This window comes from Bacillus sp. FSL K6-1338 (assembly GCF_038006965.1).
GTDB lineage: Bacteria > Bacillota > Bacilli > Bacillales > Bacillaceae_G > Bacillus_A > Bacillus_A thuringiensis_S.
Genome location: NZ_JBBOWI010000001.1, coordinates 3,225,314 through 3,241,961 on the forward strand (window position 1 = coordinate 3,225,314; position 16,648 = coordinate 3,241,961).

Here is a 16,648-nt window from a genome sequence, read left to right on the forward strand (position 1 = left end):
TCATCAAAATTTTTATCAATTATTACACTATCCAACAATAGGAGGAAACAAAGATGGATGAAAATATATCCAAAAGCTGAAAAGCAGTTGAATCCCTTGAAGGAATAGTTGTAATTCACTACATATAGAAATAGACATACAAAAACGCTATCCTTTCCTATAATTCTAAAGAAAGAATAGCGTATTTTTTCAAAAATGAGTTCTTTTATTGAGAAACTTTGATTCTATATCATACATAAAAGAGCAACTAGTGCTAAAACAGCTGGAAGTCCTTGTTTCACAATAATTGATTTATTAGATGTGAAACCTCCGAAAATAGCTGCTATCACCACACAAATCACGAAAAATAATTGGACCATATAACCAATTGGATTGAGCCCAAGTACAAGTCCCCAAATGAGACCAGCCGCTAAAAATCCATTATATAAACCTTGGTTTGCAAACATAATGGCTACGTTTCGATCTCCTTCTAAATGCTTCGGTAATTTGAAAGCACGTTTCGCTACTTTTGAATCAATAAAAAACATTTCAAGGATCATGATAAACAAATGTTCTAATGCTACGATCCCGACTAAAATAGCTGCGATTATTTCCACACTATTCTGCCCCCTACACTCTCTATTCTTTAATATTCTCTACATTTTTTTGTATCTGTAATAGAACATGAATAAGTATTTTGCGTTCTTCTCCACTGATATTTACGAACATTTCCTTCATAAAATGTTCCTTTTCTTTCTTGTCAAAATATTAATTGATGTATCAATTATTGATACATCAATTAATATACATCTCTCTTTTTATTTTTGCAAGTTTTTTTGCTCAATTGGTTTTATTTTGTTCCAGCAACTTTAAACCAATTCAAAACATCAGTTCGTATTTCTAGAAATCATAATTACTTTAAGTTCATTCTGACAATCATATTTAACTAAATATATAAAAGAATTGAGTTATATCTCCATCAATTTATAAAAATTATTTTTTTCTAAAAACAGATACTTTACGTTTTTTATAGTAATAAAAATCATTTTTTGTTTCAGAGGCAATCCATTTTGTTAGCTTGATGGGCATAGGATAGCACCATATGACGAACCAATTATCTTTCAAGAAGACGGCTAGAAATCTGGATTTGGTACAGGAGTTGCCTACTTCCCCGATCCAGATGGTACTAATTTAGAGCTAATTGCTCCAAAAGGGCCATTCAGACATGAATAGTTAAAATAAATTAATACCGAAACAAGCCACCTTCTGCCTGGAAGGTGGCTTGTTTGTCGGCAAGTTGATAGAATGACTAAAAAAGGACAAACTCTCCAATGTGAGAAGTTTGTCCAAAAAGTTTTTCATGTTAACTATTTTTACACTAATACCAATAATAGTGAATTAGAATAATGACTTAATACTTGCTAAGACAGTAAGTACACCTACAATAATAACAAATACGTTGCTCATTTTCCCTTTGTATTTAGCTAGTACTGGCACTTTTTGAATCGCATACATCGGTAATAGACATAAGATAGCAGCAACTAAAGGACCGCTTAGAGAATCAATAAGTCCAAGAATACTTGGATTTGTATAAGCAACAAACCAACATGATAATACAACAAAAGTAAGGACGATTGTCTTAATTGTTTTTTCTTCAATATCTTTTCCACGTGATTTACCGAACTTAATAATCATGTCACGCATTACTTCAAATGCTCCGATATAATGGCCAAGGAAAGACTTTGTAATAGCCACAAAAGCAATAATTGGAGCTGCAATCGTGATTACAGGTGAATTAAGTTCATTCGCAAGATATGAAAGGATTGATAAGTTTTGCTCTTTTGCCATTTTTAAATCCTCTGGAGTTAAGCTCAGTGCACTACTCCAAACGAAGAACATAACTACAACGAATGTCATGATATAACAAACCTTTTGTATTTGCGCACATTTAGCATCAGTGGCTTCGATTCCATACGTAGCTCTCTGTTTCACAACAAATGATGAAATCATAGGTGAATGATTAAATGAGAATACGATGATTGGTAGAATCAACAGTATCGTTCCCAAATATCCTGTTCCTGTTGAAGCAGTAGAAACAGCTGAAAAGCTAAGCATTGACGTATTCCACTGTGGAATTAAAGATATTGCGATAAACAGTAGAGAAGCTATGAAAGGATACACTAGCATACTCATGATCTTTACAGTGATATCTTGACCAAAATTCAGTATAGCGATAAGACCAAGAACTAATACAAGTGATAAAATAGCCCTTGGAGGCTCTGGCATGTGCAATTGATGCACGATAAAACTACTTGCAGTATTTGTAAGCGCAACCGAATACATTAGTACGATTGTATAAATTGAACTGAAATATACGATGTTAAAAATGATACTCGCTTTATTTCCGAAATACTCTCTAATTGTACCTGTGATCCCCTCATCAGCAGAATTAGAAGCGTATATCATTTTAGCAAGCGCCCTATGTGAGTAGTACATAACTGGATATGCAAGTAATGTAATTAGTAGTAAAGATAATAAACCACCTGAACCTGCATTAATCGGTAAAAAGAGCACCCCTGCTCCAATTGCAGTTCCAAATAGACTGAGTGCCCATGTAGTATCCTGCTTATGCCACTTTTTCGGATCTGCATATTGCTCATTTTTTAGTGCGGTATTTTCAGCTTGAACTTCTATTTTCTTTGCAGTATTCCCGTTCATATAATAACTCCCCCTTGTATCTATTTCTACATCTCTCTTTGCTGCTAACAAATATTCCCTTTCGGAAAATGAATTCCTTACAAGTTGCCCCACATTGTATGTCCTTCATCATAATGAAACCAAATTGAAACATTCGCTAGTTAGCGTCCTAATATAATTGTTAGCGTTCACAAAAAAGTTTACTCATAATATCCGCTCTTTATATAAAGACCCCTTAAGAGAACAATATAGAATAGACTTCATAAATACGTTGCAACATTTCTAATAACAGTGTATTACTTTAATGGTTTCTCTTTTTTTACTTTTAACAGTAATTTTAGCTAAACCGGCCTCTCTTAATTTGCGAGGCATTTCTTTCTCAATTCTATACATTACTTTAATAACTTCGGCAGCACTGATGATATTGCTTACACAAGCCACTGAAGCACTTTACATACATTTCGCCTCTAATCACACACCTTTCTTACTAGTAATCGCATTTTTTATATTTTCTCCAGAGATAATAAAATTTCTCTCGACGCCCTCATTATAACGTGTATATTTATAAAATTAATATTTTTATATTTTCAGAAATATTAAAGTGGAATAATTTTATATGGATAATATTTTACAGTTAGCATGTAGCCATTGTTTTTATCGCTTAAAGCTGAATTAGTTAGTAAAAAAATACAATAATACATTGTTTTTCTAGGTTACTCATTATAAAGATACTTATATCCCCTTTATCAAAAAATTTCATTTTAAACATAAAAGATATTCTAATAAATAATTAATGTAGGTAAAAAGAAAAAATTCCAAAATAAAAAAACCAAATTTTAGGATATATATTATTAATATTGAATTCATATACATTTTAAAAAGATACACTGAGTAAAAAAACAAAAAAGCTGCCCCATATGGACAGCTCATTTACATAATTATCATTATCAAGGATGCACAAACAAATCACTTCAATGTTATCTTAATTGTAGTTTGTTCGACTCTTCTTCAGGAATATCTCTATGTTTATAATGAATCGTTTTTAGATCATTTCCTTTTATGCGAAAAGTAATTGTGTCCTCTCCATAAGGCGGGTTGTGTGCACCCTCAAAAGTTTGAATTTGAACAGTTACATAAAAAGTATAGTTTGTTGTATCTTTTTTTATTTCAAGTATTTTTTCAGAACCTCGATACCAAAGTTTTGGTTCCTTATAATAGTTTTCAACCTCTTTACTTATTGGCTCCAATAAGAGCTCAATTACTACTTCTTTTAAAAGCTGTTTTGATACAGTTATTCTGCTGATTTTCTTTCTTTTTACATCTATAATTCTCCAAAAATCCCCGCTCTTTTCAACGGTATAAAGAACATTCGTACCGTCCGCTTTCAAAAGATGAAAATAACCTTTATTTCCCTTAATATATAATCGTGGTTCATTAATCCACTCACCTTCTGTTTGCACTATTCCTAAAAACAACTGAGTAAGTGGTGTTATCTTATAATCTAATTGGTTAAATTCACCAAACGAATAAAGTTTATAACCAGTTAAATCTATGCCAAAATTTCTGTTTATATCATTTTCCTTTTTTACAATTGCTTGAGCAGAAATGCAGGGTAATAAAAAAATAAACAGACATATGATGCTAACCATTGTTAATCTTATTTTCATAACATCCATCCCCTCTTTTATTAAGATGCAACAAAAGAAAGGATATTATTGATTAGGGTATAAGCTAAAAAATTAAACTCCCCCATTAACTAGCTCGTTTATCGAGTTTAATTTTGAAGAAAGTCCGATAAACCATTCTTCGTCTCCTGTTAATAATGCAAGGTCTATAAGGTAAAGAATTTGTTCCTTATTTATTGCCTTTGATTCAGGGAGTTTTTTTACATGTTTACTTAAAAAGGACATTGTTTTATTTATTGTATCTCTGTTGTCACATTTCACAACATTAACCTTAACTACTTCCCCTACATTATCAAATGATTCAATATAACCAAGTATTAATTCACCCTCTACTGATATTCCTCGAACCCAATCGCCTACTTTTAAAACAGGATTATGCTTTGACATCATACTCTTTCACCTTCCTACAAATTATTTTTAGTGACGATAAACAACATAAAAAAATAAATTTAACTGTAATATTTTTCATTACATTTATGTGTTAAGAACTCACGGCTATATAATAATTAAGCCGCTTAACGCTCTTGATTAATAAGGTCAACAACTTCTTTCATTGTATAATTCTTTAAGTATTCACCTAGATGTTCTTCAGCACCTAAGAAAATAGCAAAAAGAACTTTTCGCATGTTCGAACCTACAACACACTGATCGTTTGATTCCGGACACTTCGGCTGCAAAGCACCTTCAGAGGTTATCTGATAAATATGCCAAAGATTAACTTCACCTAAATCGCGAGCGAAAATAAAGCCTCCACCAGTTCCCTCTTTTGATTGTATAAACTTATGTTTTTTTAACAAACTTAGTACTTTACGAATACGTACTGGATGTACACCTGCACTTTCTGAAATAGCATTACTTGTTGACATCCGGTCTGGCTGTAAAGCTAAATAAGTTAAACTGTGAATGGCCAAGGTAAAGTCGCTGTTCATTGTTTTCCTCCTACGATTAAAAATATTGTTTCTCATATATTAACATACTGTAGCCATAAATATTACAGATAGGTTAGAACGTTCAAACATATAGAATACTTCTTACCATAAAAAATTAATTCCTTTATATTCTATCCGGTCTGGCCTATATCCGATAACTTCATTTAGCTTTTTAAGTTGAAAATAAAATTAAACACTCCACTGTTTCTTCACTTGTTCTTCTGCCAGTTGTTTAATTTTTGTCCAAATCGTATCTTTACTCACAATAACATTTGTTTGATAATTTCTATCATTATAATTAACTGTAACACATACTTCAATCATCTTCTGCTTCCTCCTTTCAAAAAACTTTTTCTAAAAAATATTACTTATTAATTGGCCAATTTTTGCAGTTCAATGTTTAAAAATGTTCGAACGCTACGTGGTAAAAACTTGCGAATTTCTTCATCATTAAAACCAATCTGTAATCTTTTCTCATCCAGCATAATTGGGCGACGCAACATTAGTGGATACTCGATTATTAATTTATAAAATTCATTAAGCGAAAGCTCCTCAATATTTATATTTAAGTCCTGAAAAGTTTTGGATCTAGTTGAAATAATTTCATTAGCCCCCTCTTCAGTTAAACGAAGAATTGCTTTAAGCTCATCAACTGTCATAGAATTTGATACGATGTTTTTTTCAATATAATCAATTTGATGCTCTTCAAGCCATGCTTTCGCTTTTCGGCATGAAGCACAGCTTGCTGTTGTATATAGAATTACCATATTTAACTCACTCCTTTAATGTTTTTTATCAAACGTACATTTTACATATCGGTTATTGAAATGTATTAAAAAAAATTACAGTTTAGAATCAAATTCACGTAATGTTTCGTTTATCTCTACTATTCATTTCTTTTCAAAATGCTTCTTCTATAACATTGTTGAAACTACATTTTACAGACGATGACAACTCACTTCTAAAAATCTTACTGTAATTTTAAACTTTACAGTTCGATTAATCAACTGTTAAGTCTTGGATTAATTATTGTAACGCAACAAATCGTTTTCTTTTGTATGAATGTCCTCATAGTATTACAGCTAACCAATCTCAAATGCACTTCAAAGCACATTTTATTCATTTCTTGCTTACAAGTGCTATTATGGAATATATTTAACATAATAAAAAGTACGTACTTTAAAGTGTTATCGGCACTAAAAAGAAATAATTTTAGTATTACAACGTATTTAGGCTCAAAACTATAATCTAAATTCATCAAAGGAGTTTTTTTATGAAAACATACAATATTCCTGTAGAGGCGACTTTAGAAGTTATTGGCGGAAAGTGGAAAGTTGTTATCCTTTGTCATTTAAAAAAAGGGACAAAAAGAACGAGTGAATTAAAACGATTAATGCCTGGTATTACGCAAAAAATGTTAACGCAACAATTACGGGAACTAGAAGAAGATGGTGTAATCCAAAGGAAAATATATGACCAAGTACCACCGAAAGTAGAGTACTCTTTAACCGATTACGGTTCGTCTTTAGGAGCTATACTCGATTCCCTCTGTTCCTGGGGAGAAGTTCATCTTGAAAAAAACGGGAACACATCCATGCTGATTACAGCCGATGAATAATAACTGCTCCTACTATATGTGTAAATTCTATCCAAGATAAAAACCGGTTGAGACAATACTTGCCTCAACCGGTTTTTATGTCTCTTTATAATTTTTTGCCGTAATGACTGTTTCAAACTCAAAGGTTTCTGGTAGATGATCTGCATAAGAATATTCAAAAGTTCGTCCATCTGTTAAGTAAGCTACTTGTTCAACTCGCATTAGGAAATCCTGATTTGTTAAGTTCATAAACTGCTTTTCCCTATCATCTGGGCGAATTCCTTTAACCCTGACAACAGATGTCCCTACTTCAAGGCCAAGTTTATTTTGAATATGTGAGTATATCGACTCCTCTAAAACAGAAGCCTCAACACCTGGGATAACCGAAATTGGCATCCATGTATGCTCCATAATCGTCGGAATGCTGTGAATGATGCGGAGGCGAATGATTTTATAGACGAAATCACCGATTGAAACTCCCAATTTCTCAGCAACTACTTCATCAGCCCCAACAATCGCAAACTCGATAATTTTACTTTCTACCCCACTGCCGTATACAGCTTTCGTACCCGTTAAAGTTTGAATCATTCGTGCCTTTTCCTGTTGACGCCAATCTTGCACCACTGTTCCGCTTCCGCGCCGGCGGATGATGTAGCCATCTCTAACTAATAGATCCAGCGCTTTCTTAATAGTAAGGGCTGAAACACCAAATTCTTCAGCAAGGACGGGGCTACTCGGAATTTTTTCGTTGATTTTATATTCACCGTCTAAAATTTGCTGTTTAATCTTTTGATAAATGCCGAGGTATTTTACTTGTGTTGATCCGCTTGCCATTTTCATACCTCCTTTATACTGCAAACTCTCTTCTATTCATTCAAATGTAAAGCCTCAAGTTTGTAAACTGAAGGTGATGGGGCAGCAAATCCATTTTCTAAGATTTCAATATTCGTTACCGCTTCTTCGTCTTTCACAAGTTTTGGTGCACCATTTATAATTGTTTCATACGCGGAATCATAGAAACGACCGTAATCACCAAGCGGCGTTTTAATTTGTTTTTCAATCCAGTCACCATTTGCATTACGATATTTAGCAACTCCATAGTACATCGGTGAATCTTCACCAAACCCTGCACTCTCAGGCATAATCCCCGCTTTCAAATCATTTTCCTGCTGATCTTCACCATATTTAATAAATGATCCATTTGTTCCATGGACGATAAAGCGTGGATAATCTTTTGCTACGACATGGTTCGTTTTCAGCTTAATCTTCAACTGATTTCCGTAATGTAAACCAACATCGAAATAATTATCAACCGCACCTTCCATTTCATTATTACGAATATCGTATGTCACCGTATCTGGACGGCCGAATAGTGAAATCATGCGGTCCATCGTATGAATACCTAAACTATAAAATGAACCTTCTTCTTTTGGAGCTTCATGAGTGATTGAACCAGGACGGAAATAATCAATATGTGATTCAATCTCAATAATATCACCAAGGAATCCTTGTTCAACTACTTGCTTCACAGCTAAAAAATCACCATCAAAACGGCGGTTTTGATAAGGCATAACTACTACACCTTTTTCTCGTCCTAAAGCTAATAATTCTTTAGCATGCTTTACTGTATCGCAAAATGGTTTTTCAACGATAACGGATTTTCCGGCTAGTATAACTTTTTTCGCCAATTCGTAATGCGTATGTGCTGGCGTACAGATCGTCACTACTTGAATTTCTTTGTCATTCAACAATTCGTCCAAATCAGTAGTGAAGTAAACATCTTTTTCCTCATATGGATCCGCTAATTCTTCATTTATTTGACGTACAAAAATCGTTTTTATTTTTATATTATTACGTGTGTTTACATAAGGTAAGTGATAGCGGTTAGCTGACTTTCCAAATCCAATAAAGCCCATTGTTAATGTCATGTTTTTCAACTTCCTTGCTCATAAATTTTCGTTTCTATATTTATTATATAATTTAATCATTAAAAGTATATAGTTTTAATTTTTTAATTATATATTAAATAAAAAATCCACGATTAAATTCATTTTCACTATAAGTTATGGACCTATAAATTTATACATTGCTAAAAACTATTAGAGGGCATCAAGTATTACTGCCGTTGTTCCTAACGTATTGTAGAAGATCAAAACGCATTAAACATAGTAATTCCAGTAGCATTCTGAGAAGAAATGCGCCAACAAAAACTAGTAGCACCTAATGCACCACTACCAACCAACGTAAAATAAAGTGAAACTTTAATCAGTGGGGCGGTTTATCCCCCTACTGATTATTTACCCGTAAATACCGGGATGAAAAGGAGCGTAATGAACATGACATATACTACTACATCTATGGAAATTTTCGGTTCACCTGAACAAGTATGGCAATTAATCGGAGGTTTCAACTCCCTTCCAGACTGGTTACCTTATATACCTAGTAGTAAATTAACTGAAGGCGGTCGTGTACGTCATCTAGCTAATCCAGATGGTGATACAATTATAGAACGCTTAGAAGTATTCAATGATAAGGAACGCTACTACACGTATTCAATCATGAATGCACCGTTCCCGGTCACTAATTATTTATCTACAATCCGGGTGAAAAAAGGTACTGAAAGTAACACATCATTAGTAGAGTGGTCTGGTACGTTCACTCCTGTTGAAGTTAGTGATGAAGAGGCAATTAATCTGTTCCATGGTATATACAGCGATGGGCTCAAAGCATTGCAGCAAGCATTTCTAGATTAATTAATATAATTGATTGAGAAGAAAAAGTTAATTAACAGTCAAATATTCGACTTTGTGGTTAAATTCATTATGAAAGATAAACAAATACAACTTTCATGCCTGCTTGTTAATGACAAGAAATAAAAAATACTACCTCCAAATGGAAGGTAGTATTTTTTTATTAATCAGGAAAAACAATTAATCCCTCTTCTTTTCCCTCTTCTTTTTCCTCTTCTTTTTCCTCCTGTTTTAAATCTTCTTCTGGGAAGGTTACAGTTGAATTTTTATCACCTGTTCTTTTTGTTTCTTCACCTGGAAATACGAAAGTTGAATTTTCTTTTCCTTCATTTTTTTCTATGTTATCTGGAAATACCATAGGATCATTGGTAGTCAAATCACTATTATATCCAAGGTTAGACAAAATCGCCCTTAAATCTGGTAAACCCCCTATTTTATCAGATGATGGGTTATTAGACTTTGTGCCTGTATTTGGATTACTTAAAATTGCTCTCAATTCTTTTGGTGAATATGCCTTACCTAAATGTTCTTTAGCAATCCCTTGAATCGATACAGCAGCCCCAGCAATTATAGGCGAAGCGCTAGAAGTACCACGGAAATTAGGAGTATAACGATTAATTATGTTCTGATCTGTAATTTTTTGTCCTTTACTATTTTGATTTTGATATGTATCTAATGTATCAACATATTCTCCCCAACCATATACATCAATTCTACTACCATAGTTAGAGAAAGCTAAACGTTTATGAGGAACTCTTGCAGTAGATGCTCCAACTATAATAGATCCTGAATCTTTAAAGTCTGGACTATTTCGATTTAAAATCTGTTTACCATTACGGTCTTTAAATTCATCTAAATCAATCCCACCATTACCAGCTGCTTCTACAATAATAATGCCTTTATCTGTCCCTTTGCGAATTGCGTTAAATATACTAGGATACACTTCGACTGGTAAAGGGTCATCTCCATATCCATCATATTTAAAGGATTCTTCAATTAATAAAACATCTCCAGCCTGTAAAGAATCTACGGCACTTAAAATAGCATCTCTTACATCGATTCTCCCATTATCTCGGATCACTGAAATTACTTTTGCCTTTGCTTTTGGTGCAATCCCAATGTTCCCAATTCCATTGTCAGCTGCAGAAACAACACCTAGAACTGAAGTACCGTGAGAAAGATCATTACTCATTTTTCCAGACATAAATTCAATATTTTGACCGACTAAATCTTCATGATTTAATAACCAGCCTTCTTCCAAATCTACAAAAGTTGCTCCCTGACCATTTCCTCCTTTAATTCCCCAAGCATAAGGAGCATTAATTCCTAAAGGTGCCTCTTCAAGATATCCCTGTCTCGAAAATCTAGGTTCATCATAAGGATTGACTGATAATACAGGCCCTCTCGAGCCAGTTGTTGTGTTTATACTCTTATTAGAACGAACTTGTATTTTACTAGAATCGTTATTAGCAGCATGTACTGTATTTGTTACAAATGTCGTACCTACCCCAGCAAAAGTTGTAATTGCAAGTGATGATATCAACATACCCTTAAAATTTTTCATTTTTCCACCTCTAGTTTTCTATTAGAAATAACATATTTAATAATTTGTACGAACAAAAAACATTTTATCTCATTATAAAAATTAATAGATTTTTATAACTTTTTGATTTACATAAAAACTCCCTTCATTCTTGTAATTCAATGTGTACATTTCAAAACAACGAACTTACTGTAACTATTATAGTTACACCTTTATTGATTTTCAACTACGAAATATAAATTTTAAAAAATAAATTTATATTACTTTAAAACAGTACTAGCCTTTTACGCACATACAAATGCAAAACGTTTGTCCAAATTACAGCAATCAATAAGTTTATGGACTGCGAAAGAAATAAGAAAAAGCAAAACACTAAGTGCTTTGCTCCTTATAAAATCCCTTTTAACTTTTCACCAATTAACTTCGCTACATACTCATAACCTTCTGGTCCAAAGTGTAATCCATCTTTTTCATCATTTTCTACAAATCTTTTATAATCCCGTTCTTGAATCATTTCAGCGAATACGTTTAGAAAATAACTTCCTGTTTCCCTCGCCACTTCCTCCACCACGTCTGCATACTGACCAAGTACTCTATTTGTTCTGTTATGCTGTCTTTCTTCATCAACTGGTGCAGGACTAATCAGTAGTACTTTATTTGATGAAATTTGGTTCACAATCTTCTCTAAGTTTTCTTTATATGCTTGTAATGACACTTGAGAAAAAGGGACTGCATCATTCGTACCAAGAAAAACTGTTACGAAATCTGGTTTATATGATATTACATCTTCTTCAATTCTATTTAACGCATCAAATGTATTATCACCTGGAATACCTGCATTCACTATTTTCCAGTTCGGAAACACCTCTTGCAAACGTGGTGTTAATCTCGGCATTCCATTAAAAAATGTTTCATCAGCTGTAATACTATCTCCAAAGCATACTAACGTTTTCATTAAGCTATTCTCCTTTTACGTATGAAACAACTTTCCTTCTATTGCTTTTATATATCTTTCAGCAGAACGTTCAACTGCCTCATTTGCATTTTCTTTTACTACTCGATGAAAAGCGTTGTATAAACGATTAAACTGTAACGGCTTCACTCGATTCACCATTTCTTCCACTTTTCTCGCTGGTAGTGGAATTAAGTTTGGATAGCTGTACATGAAGCTTACCCACCTTTCATCCGCTACAACTTGAATAATATCACCTGTTAACAAAATCCCTTTTCCATCATTACCTTCTTCCCAATGTAAGACAGATCCACCTTTAAAATGTCCCCCTAAACGATGAATGACTAATCCATCAGCTAATTGTAATGACTCTCCAGACCAGTAAATAATACGACTACTCGGGCGCATTACCCACTCTTTATCATCTTCATGTATATAAATTGGTACATCAAATGTCTCCGCCCATTCTACCTGCGTTGAATAATAATGCGGATGAGACAATGCAATTGCATCTAATCCACCAAGCTCTTTTATCTTCTCAATTGTCGTTTCATCTAAATACGTAATACAGTCCCATAGTAAACGATATGACTCTGTTTTCACTATAAATGCAGTTTGACCGATCGCAAATCCTGGTTTTGTCGTAATACTATAAAGTCCATTTTCCTCTTCGATTATTTCATTTTTATATGTATCACCTGTTTGTAAGCTTTCTAGTGTCGTCCAAGATTGTCCTTTTTGGTTAACATATTGCCTCTCTTCATCACAAATATGACAACTCACCGGTTCTTCTACACTCGCTGCATACTGCACACCACACGTTGTACAAACGAAATTTTCCATAATAATTCCCCCTATCCCTATTTCTTTATTAAGCTGACTTTTGTTGATAATGATCTGCTTTTTTATTTTCAATTAACAAACTTATAAAAGTAAGTAAATAGACAACTGTAACCGATAATGGAATTACAATAAATCCTTTTTCTGCAAAAAGAATCCCACAAACTGACGTTACAAATACAGTCCCTACTGACAATAAACCATAACTTTTACTTTCATAAATCCATACGTACGGAATAAAATGAACACCTATTAACATCGCTACTACAAAAGGTAACCATTCTGGAAATTGAAAATAGGCAAGTAATACAAGTGGAATATTCAATACATTTATCCCACCAATTAAGCCTGCCAAAACCCCTAACGGATTTCCTTTCGCAAACATATCAATTTTCAATATAGCAGCTATCATTAAGCCAAAAGGAAACACACAGCCCATACCAATTAAATATACCCACACCACTTGTTTTTCAGAAAGAACAAATCCCGTTATACTCATAACTATCCAAAATAAAACGCCGGCTAATATAATCGGTAAGCCTCTCTTCGTTTTTATTGCTAAATCCTTTTTCGCTTCTGCAACATTCATTTCACTATCTCCCCCAAAAATATTTGTGCTATAAAGCCGGCTTAATTTCACCCATCCAATAACGCCAAGCTATTAAATAATCTTCTAAATCTTTCGGGTGGTGTCTTAAACATGTGTCTATACGTAAATATAATCCTATGACTATTTCTTCATATAAATCACAGTCTTTTTTATGAAATACACACTGTTTCATCGCATAATTAATTGTTTCTTTTGTTAAATTTTCCGGAGTTGAACAAAACGCGTAAATTAAATCGTATATAGGATCTCCTAACACTGGTAAAGGATCAATTACACCGTGCAGTTTATTCTCTTTAAATATAAAGTTATGAAATCCAAGATCACCATGCAATAAAAATGGCTGATTTATTCCAGCATCCCTATTTGCTAAATTAAGAACCGTTCTATACTCTTCTTCACTTATGTAACGTCTTACATTTTCATGAGCTTCTATCACATTTGTTGTTAAAAATTCACTCCAAGATTGAAGCAGATTTTCTTTCCATCCCCAGCCATCAACCTCTGTAGCCACTTCATACTTATTGATAACTTCCTTTACAAGTTTACAAAGAACACTCCGTTTATGGCCTAGTTTGCAAGACGTTGTGCCCTCAAGGAATGAGTAAACAATATAGCGATTTAAAGGTTCCTTATATAAAAGCTTTGGAAATAATTCGTCCTTTTTATAAAACTGAAGAAAATAAGCTTCTTCACGTATGACATCCGATTCATTCAACTTTACAACGTATTGTTCATCCAACAAATATACAGTACTTGTCGTTCCCCCGTTTAATGCTTTTACGCTATTTGGATAATGTGAAATAACTTTTTCCTTAATTAGTTGTGCAGTGATTATTGAAATTTCCATTCTCTCAACCTTTAATTCGGAATATTCCCTTAATTTAAAAGACAACTTTACTATTATTTGACAAACGTGAGGGGAATCCTGCCAACCATCCTAATATAGCAAACAACAATTTTATTTTATTACAATGGCTTTCTTCAATATTCCATCATATAGTTCATTCCATTTATGGTAATGTGATGTGATTTCATCACTCTAAATGCTCTTCATATACTCTAATAATTTCTATTGCCGGGTCTCTGTCTTGTAATTTATGAGCCAAACTTTCTACACCAAACACTTCTGTAAAAGTATGACTGCCTACAATTAAATTAATCCCTTTAAATTTCGCATGTTGCACTGTATATAATGTTTTTTCACCTGTTATGTACGTGTCACATCCTTTTTCTAATGCACGTTCAATTAAATTTGTATTGTTTCCTGCACCGGTTAAAATCGCAATCCGTTTTACTGGTTTATCATGATTTCTCCAGCTCTTCACTTTCTCTTCCATTTTTTCTTCCAGTTTTCCAACTAAGTTTGAAAAAGGAATCGCTTCTTTATATTCTCCTATTCCCGGTAGTTCTTCTTCCTCATACGTGGAATATTCTAGTATTGTATCTATCCCAATTCCGTTAAATAACGACGTACACGTGCCAAACTTTACAAAATCTAACGGCAAATGAATCCAAAAATGATTCATTTCATATTGCTTCAATTTCTCAATACAAGCCTTTTCCATACCAAATAAAAAACTCCACGGCGCATGATGTGTAACTATCATATCGACTCCATTTTTATACGCTTCTTCAATCGTCTCTAATGTCAGATTTGTTGTGTAACCGATTTTGTGAAATTCATCTTTACTTATATGAGTAAAACCATATTCATCATCGCCATATTTGTGAAGATGCTCTTCAAATAATGATGTTATCTGTTCGTTAAACTGCGTTATATTCATTTTATTTCTCCTTTCATTTACTTTTATATTTCAAAAATAAGGAAATACTAAATAACAACGTTACATACATATAGGAGGACACCATGAAACCTGAATTTTTAAAAGCTGTACATGATGCTATCGGAAATGTCGAACACATTCATATAGAAGAAAGCGGTGCTGACAGCTTACTTATCCATCATGATGATGCACAGCAGTTACAACAAGTTGCTGTGGCGTTAGAAAATAATAATTTCCGCTCCGCTTTAAGAACAACCGGAAATGCTTCGTACATTGAAGTATTGAACAGATAATGAAAGTCCGGATGTATTCCGGGCTTTCTTTTTTATCTTGCTATTCACCGGGCAGTAAAACCCCCACTGATTAAAGTTTCACTTTATATTGAAACTTCAAACTCTTTCACATACACCGCTGTTCCAGCAATATCTATTTGTAACTTCTCGTTTTCTATCTCTTTCGTTACATAAACAGTTACACGACCATCTTTATTTATTTCCTGTCCTTGCTCAACGATTAAATCCAATTCATGTTCAAAATCTTTCTCTAAATACTCCGCATAATACGCTCCCATTACACCTGAAGCTGTTCCTGTCACTGGATCTTCAATCGTCCCAGCGTAAGCTGATGAAAAATGACGGCCGTGCATTTGTGCTAGTTCATCATAAGTTTCTAGACAAATTGGGTGAATAGAAGCATTAGGTATTTCTTTTAATACTGATGGAAATGCAGCATTATTAGGTTTCATTCTCTCGCATGCATTAAGATTTTTAATCGGTACAATTACAGTCCAATTACCAGTACTTCCATATACAATCGGTAAACTTACATCTAAATCATTTATTTCTAAACCAATACTATGAGCTAAATTTTCTTTTGAACCTGTAAATTCTTTAAACTGAGGTGCTGCCTGTCTCATTTTAATAAAGGTTTCTCCATTTTTATTTACACCTATTTGTATCGGTAAAATCCCAGCCTTCGTTTCAATCGTAAGGTTACTTTTCTCTTCTAATAAACCTTTTTCGCGCAAGGCATATATCGTCCCTACTGTCCCATGACCACATAAATCCATTTCAAAACCAGGTGTAAAATAACGCATTCTTATATCTCCTACTTCTGAAGAAAGAACAAAAGTTGTTTCGTTATATCCAACTTTTTCAGCAATAATTTGCATTTTCTCTTCCGTTAATCCATCTGCTTCTAATACAATACCTGCTGGATTTCCCTTATTTGGTTTATTCGTAAATGCGTCGTAATGAAATACGTTTATAGTCTTCATTTTCTT

The 16,648-nt window shown here is 33.4% G+C and carries 19 protein-coding genes and 2 pseudogenes; 5 read left to right on the forward strand and 16 right to left on the reverse strand.

Annotated elements, in window-relative coordinates; translation table 11 throughout:
• Positions 1 to 224: 224 nt before the first annotated feature.
• Complete coding sequence (locus NZ044_RS16580) at positions 225 to 596, reverse strand: DUF1304 domain-containing protein (RefSeq protein WP_000402472.1); 372 nt, start codon at positions 594 to 596, stop codon at positions 225 to 227.
• A gap of 487 nt (positions 597 to 1,083) precedes the next feature.
• On the opposite strand from NZ044_RS16580, the pseudogene NZ044_RS16585 reads away from it, so the two are divergent.
• A pseudogene (locus tag NZ044_RS16585) lies at positions 1,084 to 1,212 on the forward strand (VOC family protein); the annotation flags it as partial.
• A gap of 165 nt (positions 1,213 to 1,377) precedes the next feature.
• Here the strand turns inward: NZ044_RS16585 and NZ044_RS16590 are convergent.
• From NZ044_RS16590 to spxA, 6 genes are all read right to left on the reverse strand, one after another.
• Positions 1,378 to 2,697, reverse strand: coding sequence for an aromatic amino acid transport family protein (locus tag NZ044_RS16590; RefSeq protein WP_001014174.1), 1,320 nt, complete (start codon positions 2,695 to 2,697; stop codon positions 1,378 to 1,380).
• Between the two features lie 956 nt (positions 2,698 to 3,653).
• Positions 3,654 to 4,343 carry a DUF3888 domain-containing protein gene (locus NZ044_RS16595; RefSeq protein WP_000702349.1) on the reverse strand — a complete coding sequence of 230 codons (690 nt, stop codon included), beginning with the start codon at positions 4,341 to 4,343 and terminating at the stop codon, positions 3,654 to 3,656.
• A 72-nt stretch (positions 4,344 to 4,415) separates the two neighbouring features.
• Complete coding sequence (locus tag NZ044_RS16600; protein WP_033669682.1) at positions 4,416 to 4,748, reverse strand: IDEAL domain-containing protein; 333 nt, start codon at positions 4,746 to 4,748, stop codon at positions 4,416 to 4,418.
• Positions 4,749 to 4,876: 128 nt separating this feature from the next.
• Positions 4,877 to 5,290 carry an Rrf2-family transcriptional regulator SaiR gene (saiR, locus tag NZ044_RS16605; protein ID WP_001083469.1) on the reverse strand — a complete coding sequence of 138 codons (414 nt, stop codon included), beginning with the start codon at positions 5,288 to 5,290 and terminating at the stop codon, positions 4,877 to 4,879.
• Between the two features lie 189 nt (positions 5,291 to 5,479).
• Positions 5,480 to 5,614: a BA3454 family stress response protein gene (locus NZ044_RS16610; RefSeq protein WP_000573532.1), complete on the reverse strand. Its 135-nt coding sequence runs from the start codon at positions 5,612 to 5,614 to the stop codon at positions 5,480 to 5,482.
• A 47-nt stretch (positions 5,615 to 5,661) separates the two neighbouring features.
• Positions 5,662 to 6,057 carry a transcriptional regulator SpxA gene (gene spxA, locus NZ044_RS16615; RefSeq protein ID WP_000236187.1) on the reverse strand — a complete coding sequence of 132 codons (396 nt, stop codon included), beginning with the start codon at positions 6,055 to 6,057 and terminating at the stop codon, positions 5,662 to 5,664.
• 506 nt (positions 6,058 to 6,563) lie between these two features.
• On the opposite strand from spxA, the gene NZ044_RS16620 reads away from it, so the two are divergent.
• A complete protein-coding gene (locus NZ044_RS16620; protein ID WP_044784243.1) occupies positions 6,564 to 6,908 on the forward strand; it encodes a winged helix-turn-helix transcriptional regulator in 345 nt (114 codons plus the stop codon).
• A gap of 75 nt (positions 6,909 to 6,983) precedes the next feature.
• Here the strand turns inward: NZ044_RS16620 and NZ044_RS16625 are convergent, their stop codons facing one another.
• Together NZ044_RS16625 and NZ044_RS16630 are read right to left on the reverse strand one after the other, a co-directional pair.
• Positions 6,984 to 7,721: a GntR family transcriptional regulator gene (locus tag NZ044_RS16625; RefSeq protein WP_044784242.1), complete on the reverse strand. Its 738-nt coding sequence runs from the start codon at positions 7,719 to 7,721 to the stop codon at positions 6,984 to 6,986.
• A gap of 32 nt (positions 7,722 to 7,753) precedes the next feature.
• Positions 7,754 to 8,815, reverse strand: coding sequence for an oxidoreductase (locus NZ044_RS16630; protein ID WP_098506631.1), 1,062 nt, complete (start codon positions 8,813 to 8,815; stop codon positions 7,754 to 7,756).
• Between the two features lie 207 nt (positions 8,816 to 9,022).
• Here NZ044_RS16630 and NZ044_RS16635 point away from each other — a divergent pair.
• Together NZ044_RS16635 and NZ044_RS16640 are read left to right on the forward strand one after the other, a co-directional pair.
• Positions 9,023 to 9,139 (forward strand): annotated as a pseudogene (locus tag NZ044_RS16635) (aldo/keto reductase); the annotation flags it as partial.
• Positions 9,140 to 9,223: 84 nt separating this feature from the next.
• Complete coding sequence (locus NZ044_RS16640) at positions 9,224 to 9,640, forward strand: SRPBCC family protein (RefSeq protein ID WP_086390686.1); 417 nt, start codon at positions 9,224 to 9,226, stop codon at positions 9,638 to 9,640.
• A 160-nt stretch (positions 9,641 to 9,800) separates the two neighbouring features.
• Here NZ044_RS16640 and NZ044_RS16645 read toward each other — a convergent pair whose 3' ends face one another.
• From NZ044_RS16645 to NZ044_RS16670, 6 genes are all read right to left on the reverse strand, one after another.
• The gene (locus tag NZ044_RS16645) at positions 9,801 to 11,201 is read right to left on the reverse strand and encodes a S8 family peptidase (protein ID WP_277514579.1); all 1,401 of its coding nucleotides are present in this window, start codon (positions 11,199 to 11,201) and stop codon (positions 9,801 to 9,803) included.
• Positions 11,202 to 11,568: 367 nt separating this feature from the next.
• Positions 11,569 to 12,135, reverse strand: a complete 567-nt coding sequence (locus NZ044_RS16650) for an SGNH/GDSL hydrolase family protein (RefSeq protein ID WP_000855216.1) — start codon at positions 12,133 to 12,135, stop codon at positions 11,569 to 11,571.
• A gap of 15 nt (positions 12,136 to 12,150) precedes the next feature.
• Positions 12,151 to 12,975: an MBL fold metallo-hydrolase gene (locus tag NZ044_RS16655; protein WP_016077434.1), complete on the reverse strand. Its 825-nt coding sequence runs from the start codon at positions 12,973 to 12,975 to the stop codon at positions 12,151 to 12,153.
• A 28-nt stretch (positions 12,976 to 13,003) separates the two neighbouring features.
• Positions 13,004 to 13,561 (reverse strand): DUF7010 family protein, encoded by a 558-nt coding sequence (locus tag NZ044_RS16660; protein WP_001099747.1) that lies wholly within the window; start codon positions 13,559 to 13,561, stop codon positions 13,004 to 13,006.
• A 28-nt stretch (positions 13,562 to 13,589) separates the two neighbouring features.
• A complete protein-coding gene (locus NZ044_RS16665; RefSeq protein ID WP_000406146.1) occupies positions 13,590 to 14,429 on the reverse strand; it encodes an aminoglycoside phosphotransferase family protein in 840 nt (279 codons plus the stop codon).
• A 187-nt stretch (positions 14,430 to 14,616) separates the two neighbouring features.
• On the reverse strand, positions 14,617 to 15,366 hold the full coding sequence (locus NZ044_RS16670; protein WP_001027990.1) for a Nif3-like dinuclear metal center hexameric protein: 750 nt from the start codon (positions 15,364 to 15,366) through the stop codon (positions 14,617 to 14,619).
• A gap of 83 nt (positions 15,367 to 15,449) precedes the next feature.
• On the opposite strand from NZ044_RS16670, the gene NZ044_RS16675 reads away from it, so the two are divergent.
• Entirely contained in the window at positions 15,450 to 15,659 is a 210-nt protein-coding gene (locus NZ044_RS16675; RefSeq protein ID WP_000801655.1) for a hypothetical protein, read from the forward strand.
• Positions 15,660 to 15,742: 83 nt separating this feature from the next.
• Here NZ044_RS16675 and NZ044_RS16680 read toward each other — a convergent pair whose 3' ends face one another.
• Positions 15,743 to 16,642 carry a PhzF family phenazine biosynthesis isomerase gene (locus NZ044_RS16680; RefSeq protein WP_098506629.1) on the reverse strand — a complete coding sequence of 300 codons (900 nt, stop codon included), beginning with the start codon at positions 16,640 to 16,642 and terminating at the stop codon, positions 15,743 to 15,745.
• Positions 16,643 to 16,648 lie beyond the last annotated feature (6 nt).

What these genes read in the sequence shown, in the direction of transcription:
- NZ044_RS16590 (WP_001014174.1), bottom strand. Translation starts at nt 2,697, where the DNA reads ATGAACGGGAATACTGCAAAGAAAATAGAAGTTCAAGCTGAAAATACC.
- NZ044_RS16595 (WP_000702349.1), bottom strand. Translation starts at nt 4,343, where the DNA reads ATGAAAATAAGATTAACAATGGTTAGCATCATATGTCTGTTTATTTTT.
- NZ044_RS16600 (WP_033669682.1), bottom strand. Translation starts at nt 4,748, where the DNA reads ATGTCAAAGCATAATCCTGTTTTAAAAGTAGGCGATTGGGTTCGAGGA.
- saiR (WP_001083469.1), bottom strand. Translation starts at nt 5,290, where the DNA reads ATGAACAGCGACTTTACCTTGGCCATTCACAGTTTAACTTATTTAGCT.
- NZ044_RS16610 (WP_000573532.1), bottom strand. Translation starts at nt 5,614, where the DNA reads ATGATTGAAGTATGTGTTACAGTTAATTATAATGATAGAAATTATCAA.
- spxA (WP_000236187.1), bottom strand. Translation starts at nt 6,057, where the DNA reads ATGGTAATTCTATATACAACAGCAAGCTGTGCTTCATGCCGAAAAGCG.
- NZ044_RS16620 (WP_044784243.1), top strand. Translation starts at nt 6,564, where the DNA reads ATGAAAACATACAATATTCCTGTAGAGGCGACTTTAGAAGTTATTGGC.
- NZ044_RS16625 (WP_044784242.1), bottom strand. Translation starts at nt 7,721, where the DNA reads ATGGCAAGCGGATCAACACAAGTAAAATACCTCGGCATTTATCAAAAG.
- NZ044_RS16630 (WP_098506631.1), bottom strand. Translation starts at nt 8,815, where the DNA reads ATGACATTAACAATGGGCTTTATTGGATTTGGAAAGTCAGCTAACCGC.
- NZ044_RS16640 (WP_086390686.1), top strand. Translation starts at nt 9,224, where the DNA reads ATGACATATACTACTACATCTATGGAAATTTTCGGTTCACCTGAACAA.
- NZ044_RS16645 (WP_277514579.1), bottom strand. Translation starts at nt 11,201, where the DNA reads ATGAAAAATTTTAAGGGTATGTTGATATCATCACTTGCAATTACAACT.
- NZ044_RS16650 (WP_000855216.1), bottom strand. Translation starts at nt 12,135, where the DNA reads ATGAAAACGTTAGTATGCTTTGGAGATAGTATTACAGCTGATGAAACA.
- NZ044_RS16655 (WP_016077434.1), bottom strand. Translation starts at nt 12,975, where the DNA reads ATGGAAAATTTCGTTTGTACAACGTGTGGTGTGCAGTATGCAGCGAGT.
- NZ044_RS16660 (WP_001099747.1), bottom strand. Translation starts at nt 13,561, where the DNA reads ATGAATGTTGCAGAAGCGAAAAAGGATTTAGCAATAAAAACGAAGAGA.
- NZ044_RS16665 (WP_000406146.1), bottom strand. Translation starts at nt 14,429, where the DNA reads ATGGAAATTTCAATAATCACTGCACAACTAATTAAGGAAAAAGTTATT.
- NZ044_RS16670 (WP_001027990.1), bottom strand. Translation starts at nt 15,366, where the DNA reads ATGAATATAACGCAGTTTAACGAACAGATAACATCATTATTTGAAGAG.
- NZ044_RS16675 (WP_000801655.1), top strand. Translation starts at nt 15,450, where the DNA reads ATGAAACCTGAATTTTTAAAAGCTGTACATGATGCTATCGGAAATGTC.
- NZ044_RS16680 (WP_098506629.1), bottom strand. Translation starts at nt 16,642, where the DNA reads ATGAAGACTATAAACGTATTTCATTACGACGCATTTACGAATAAACCA.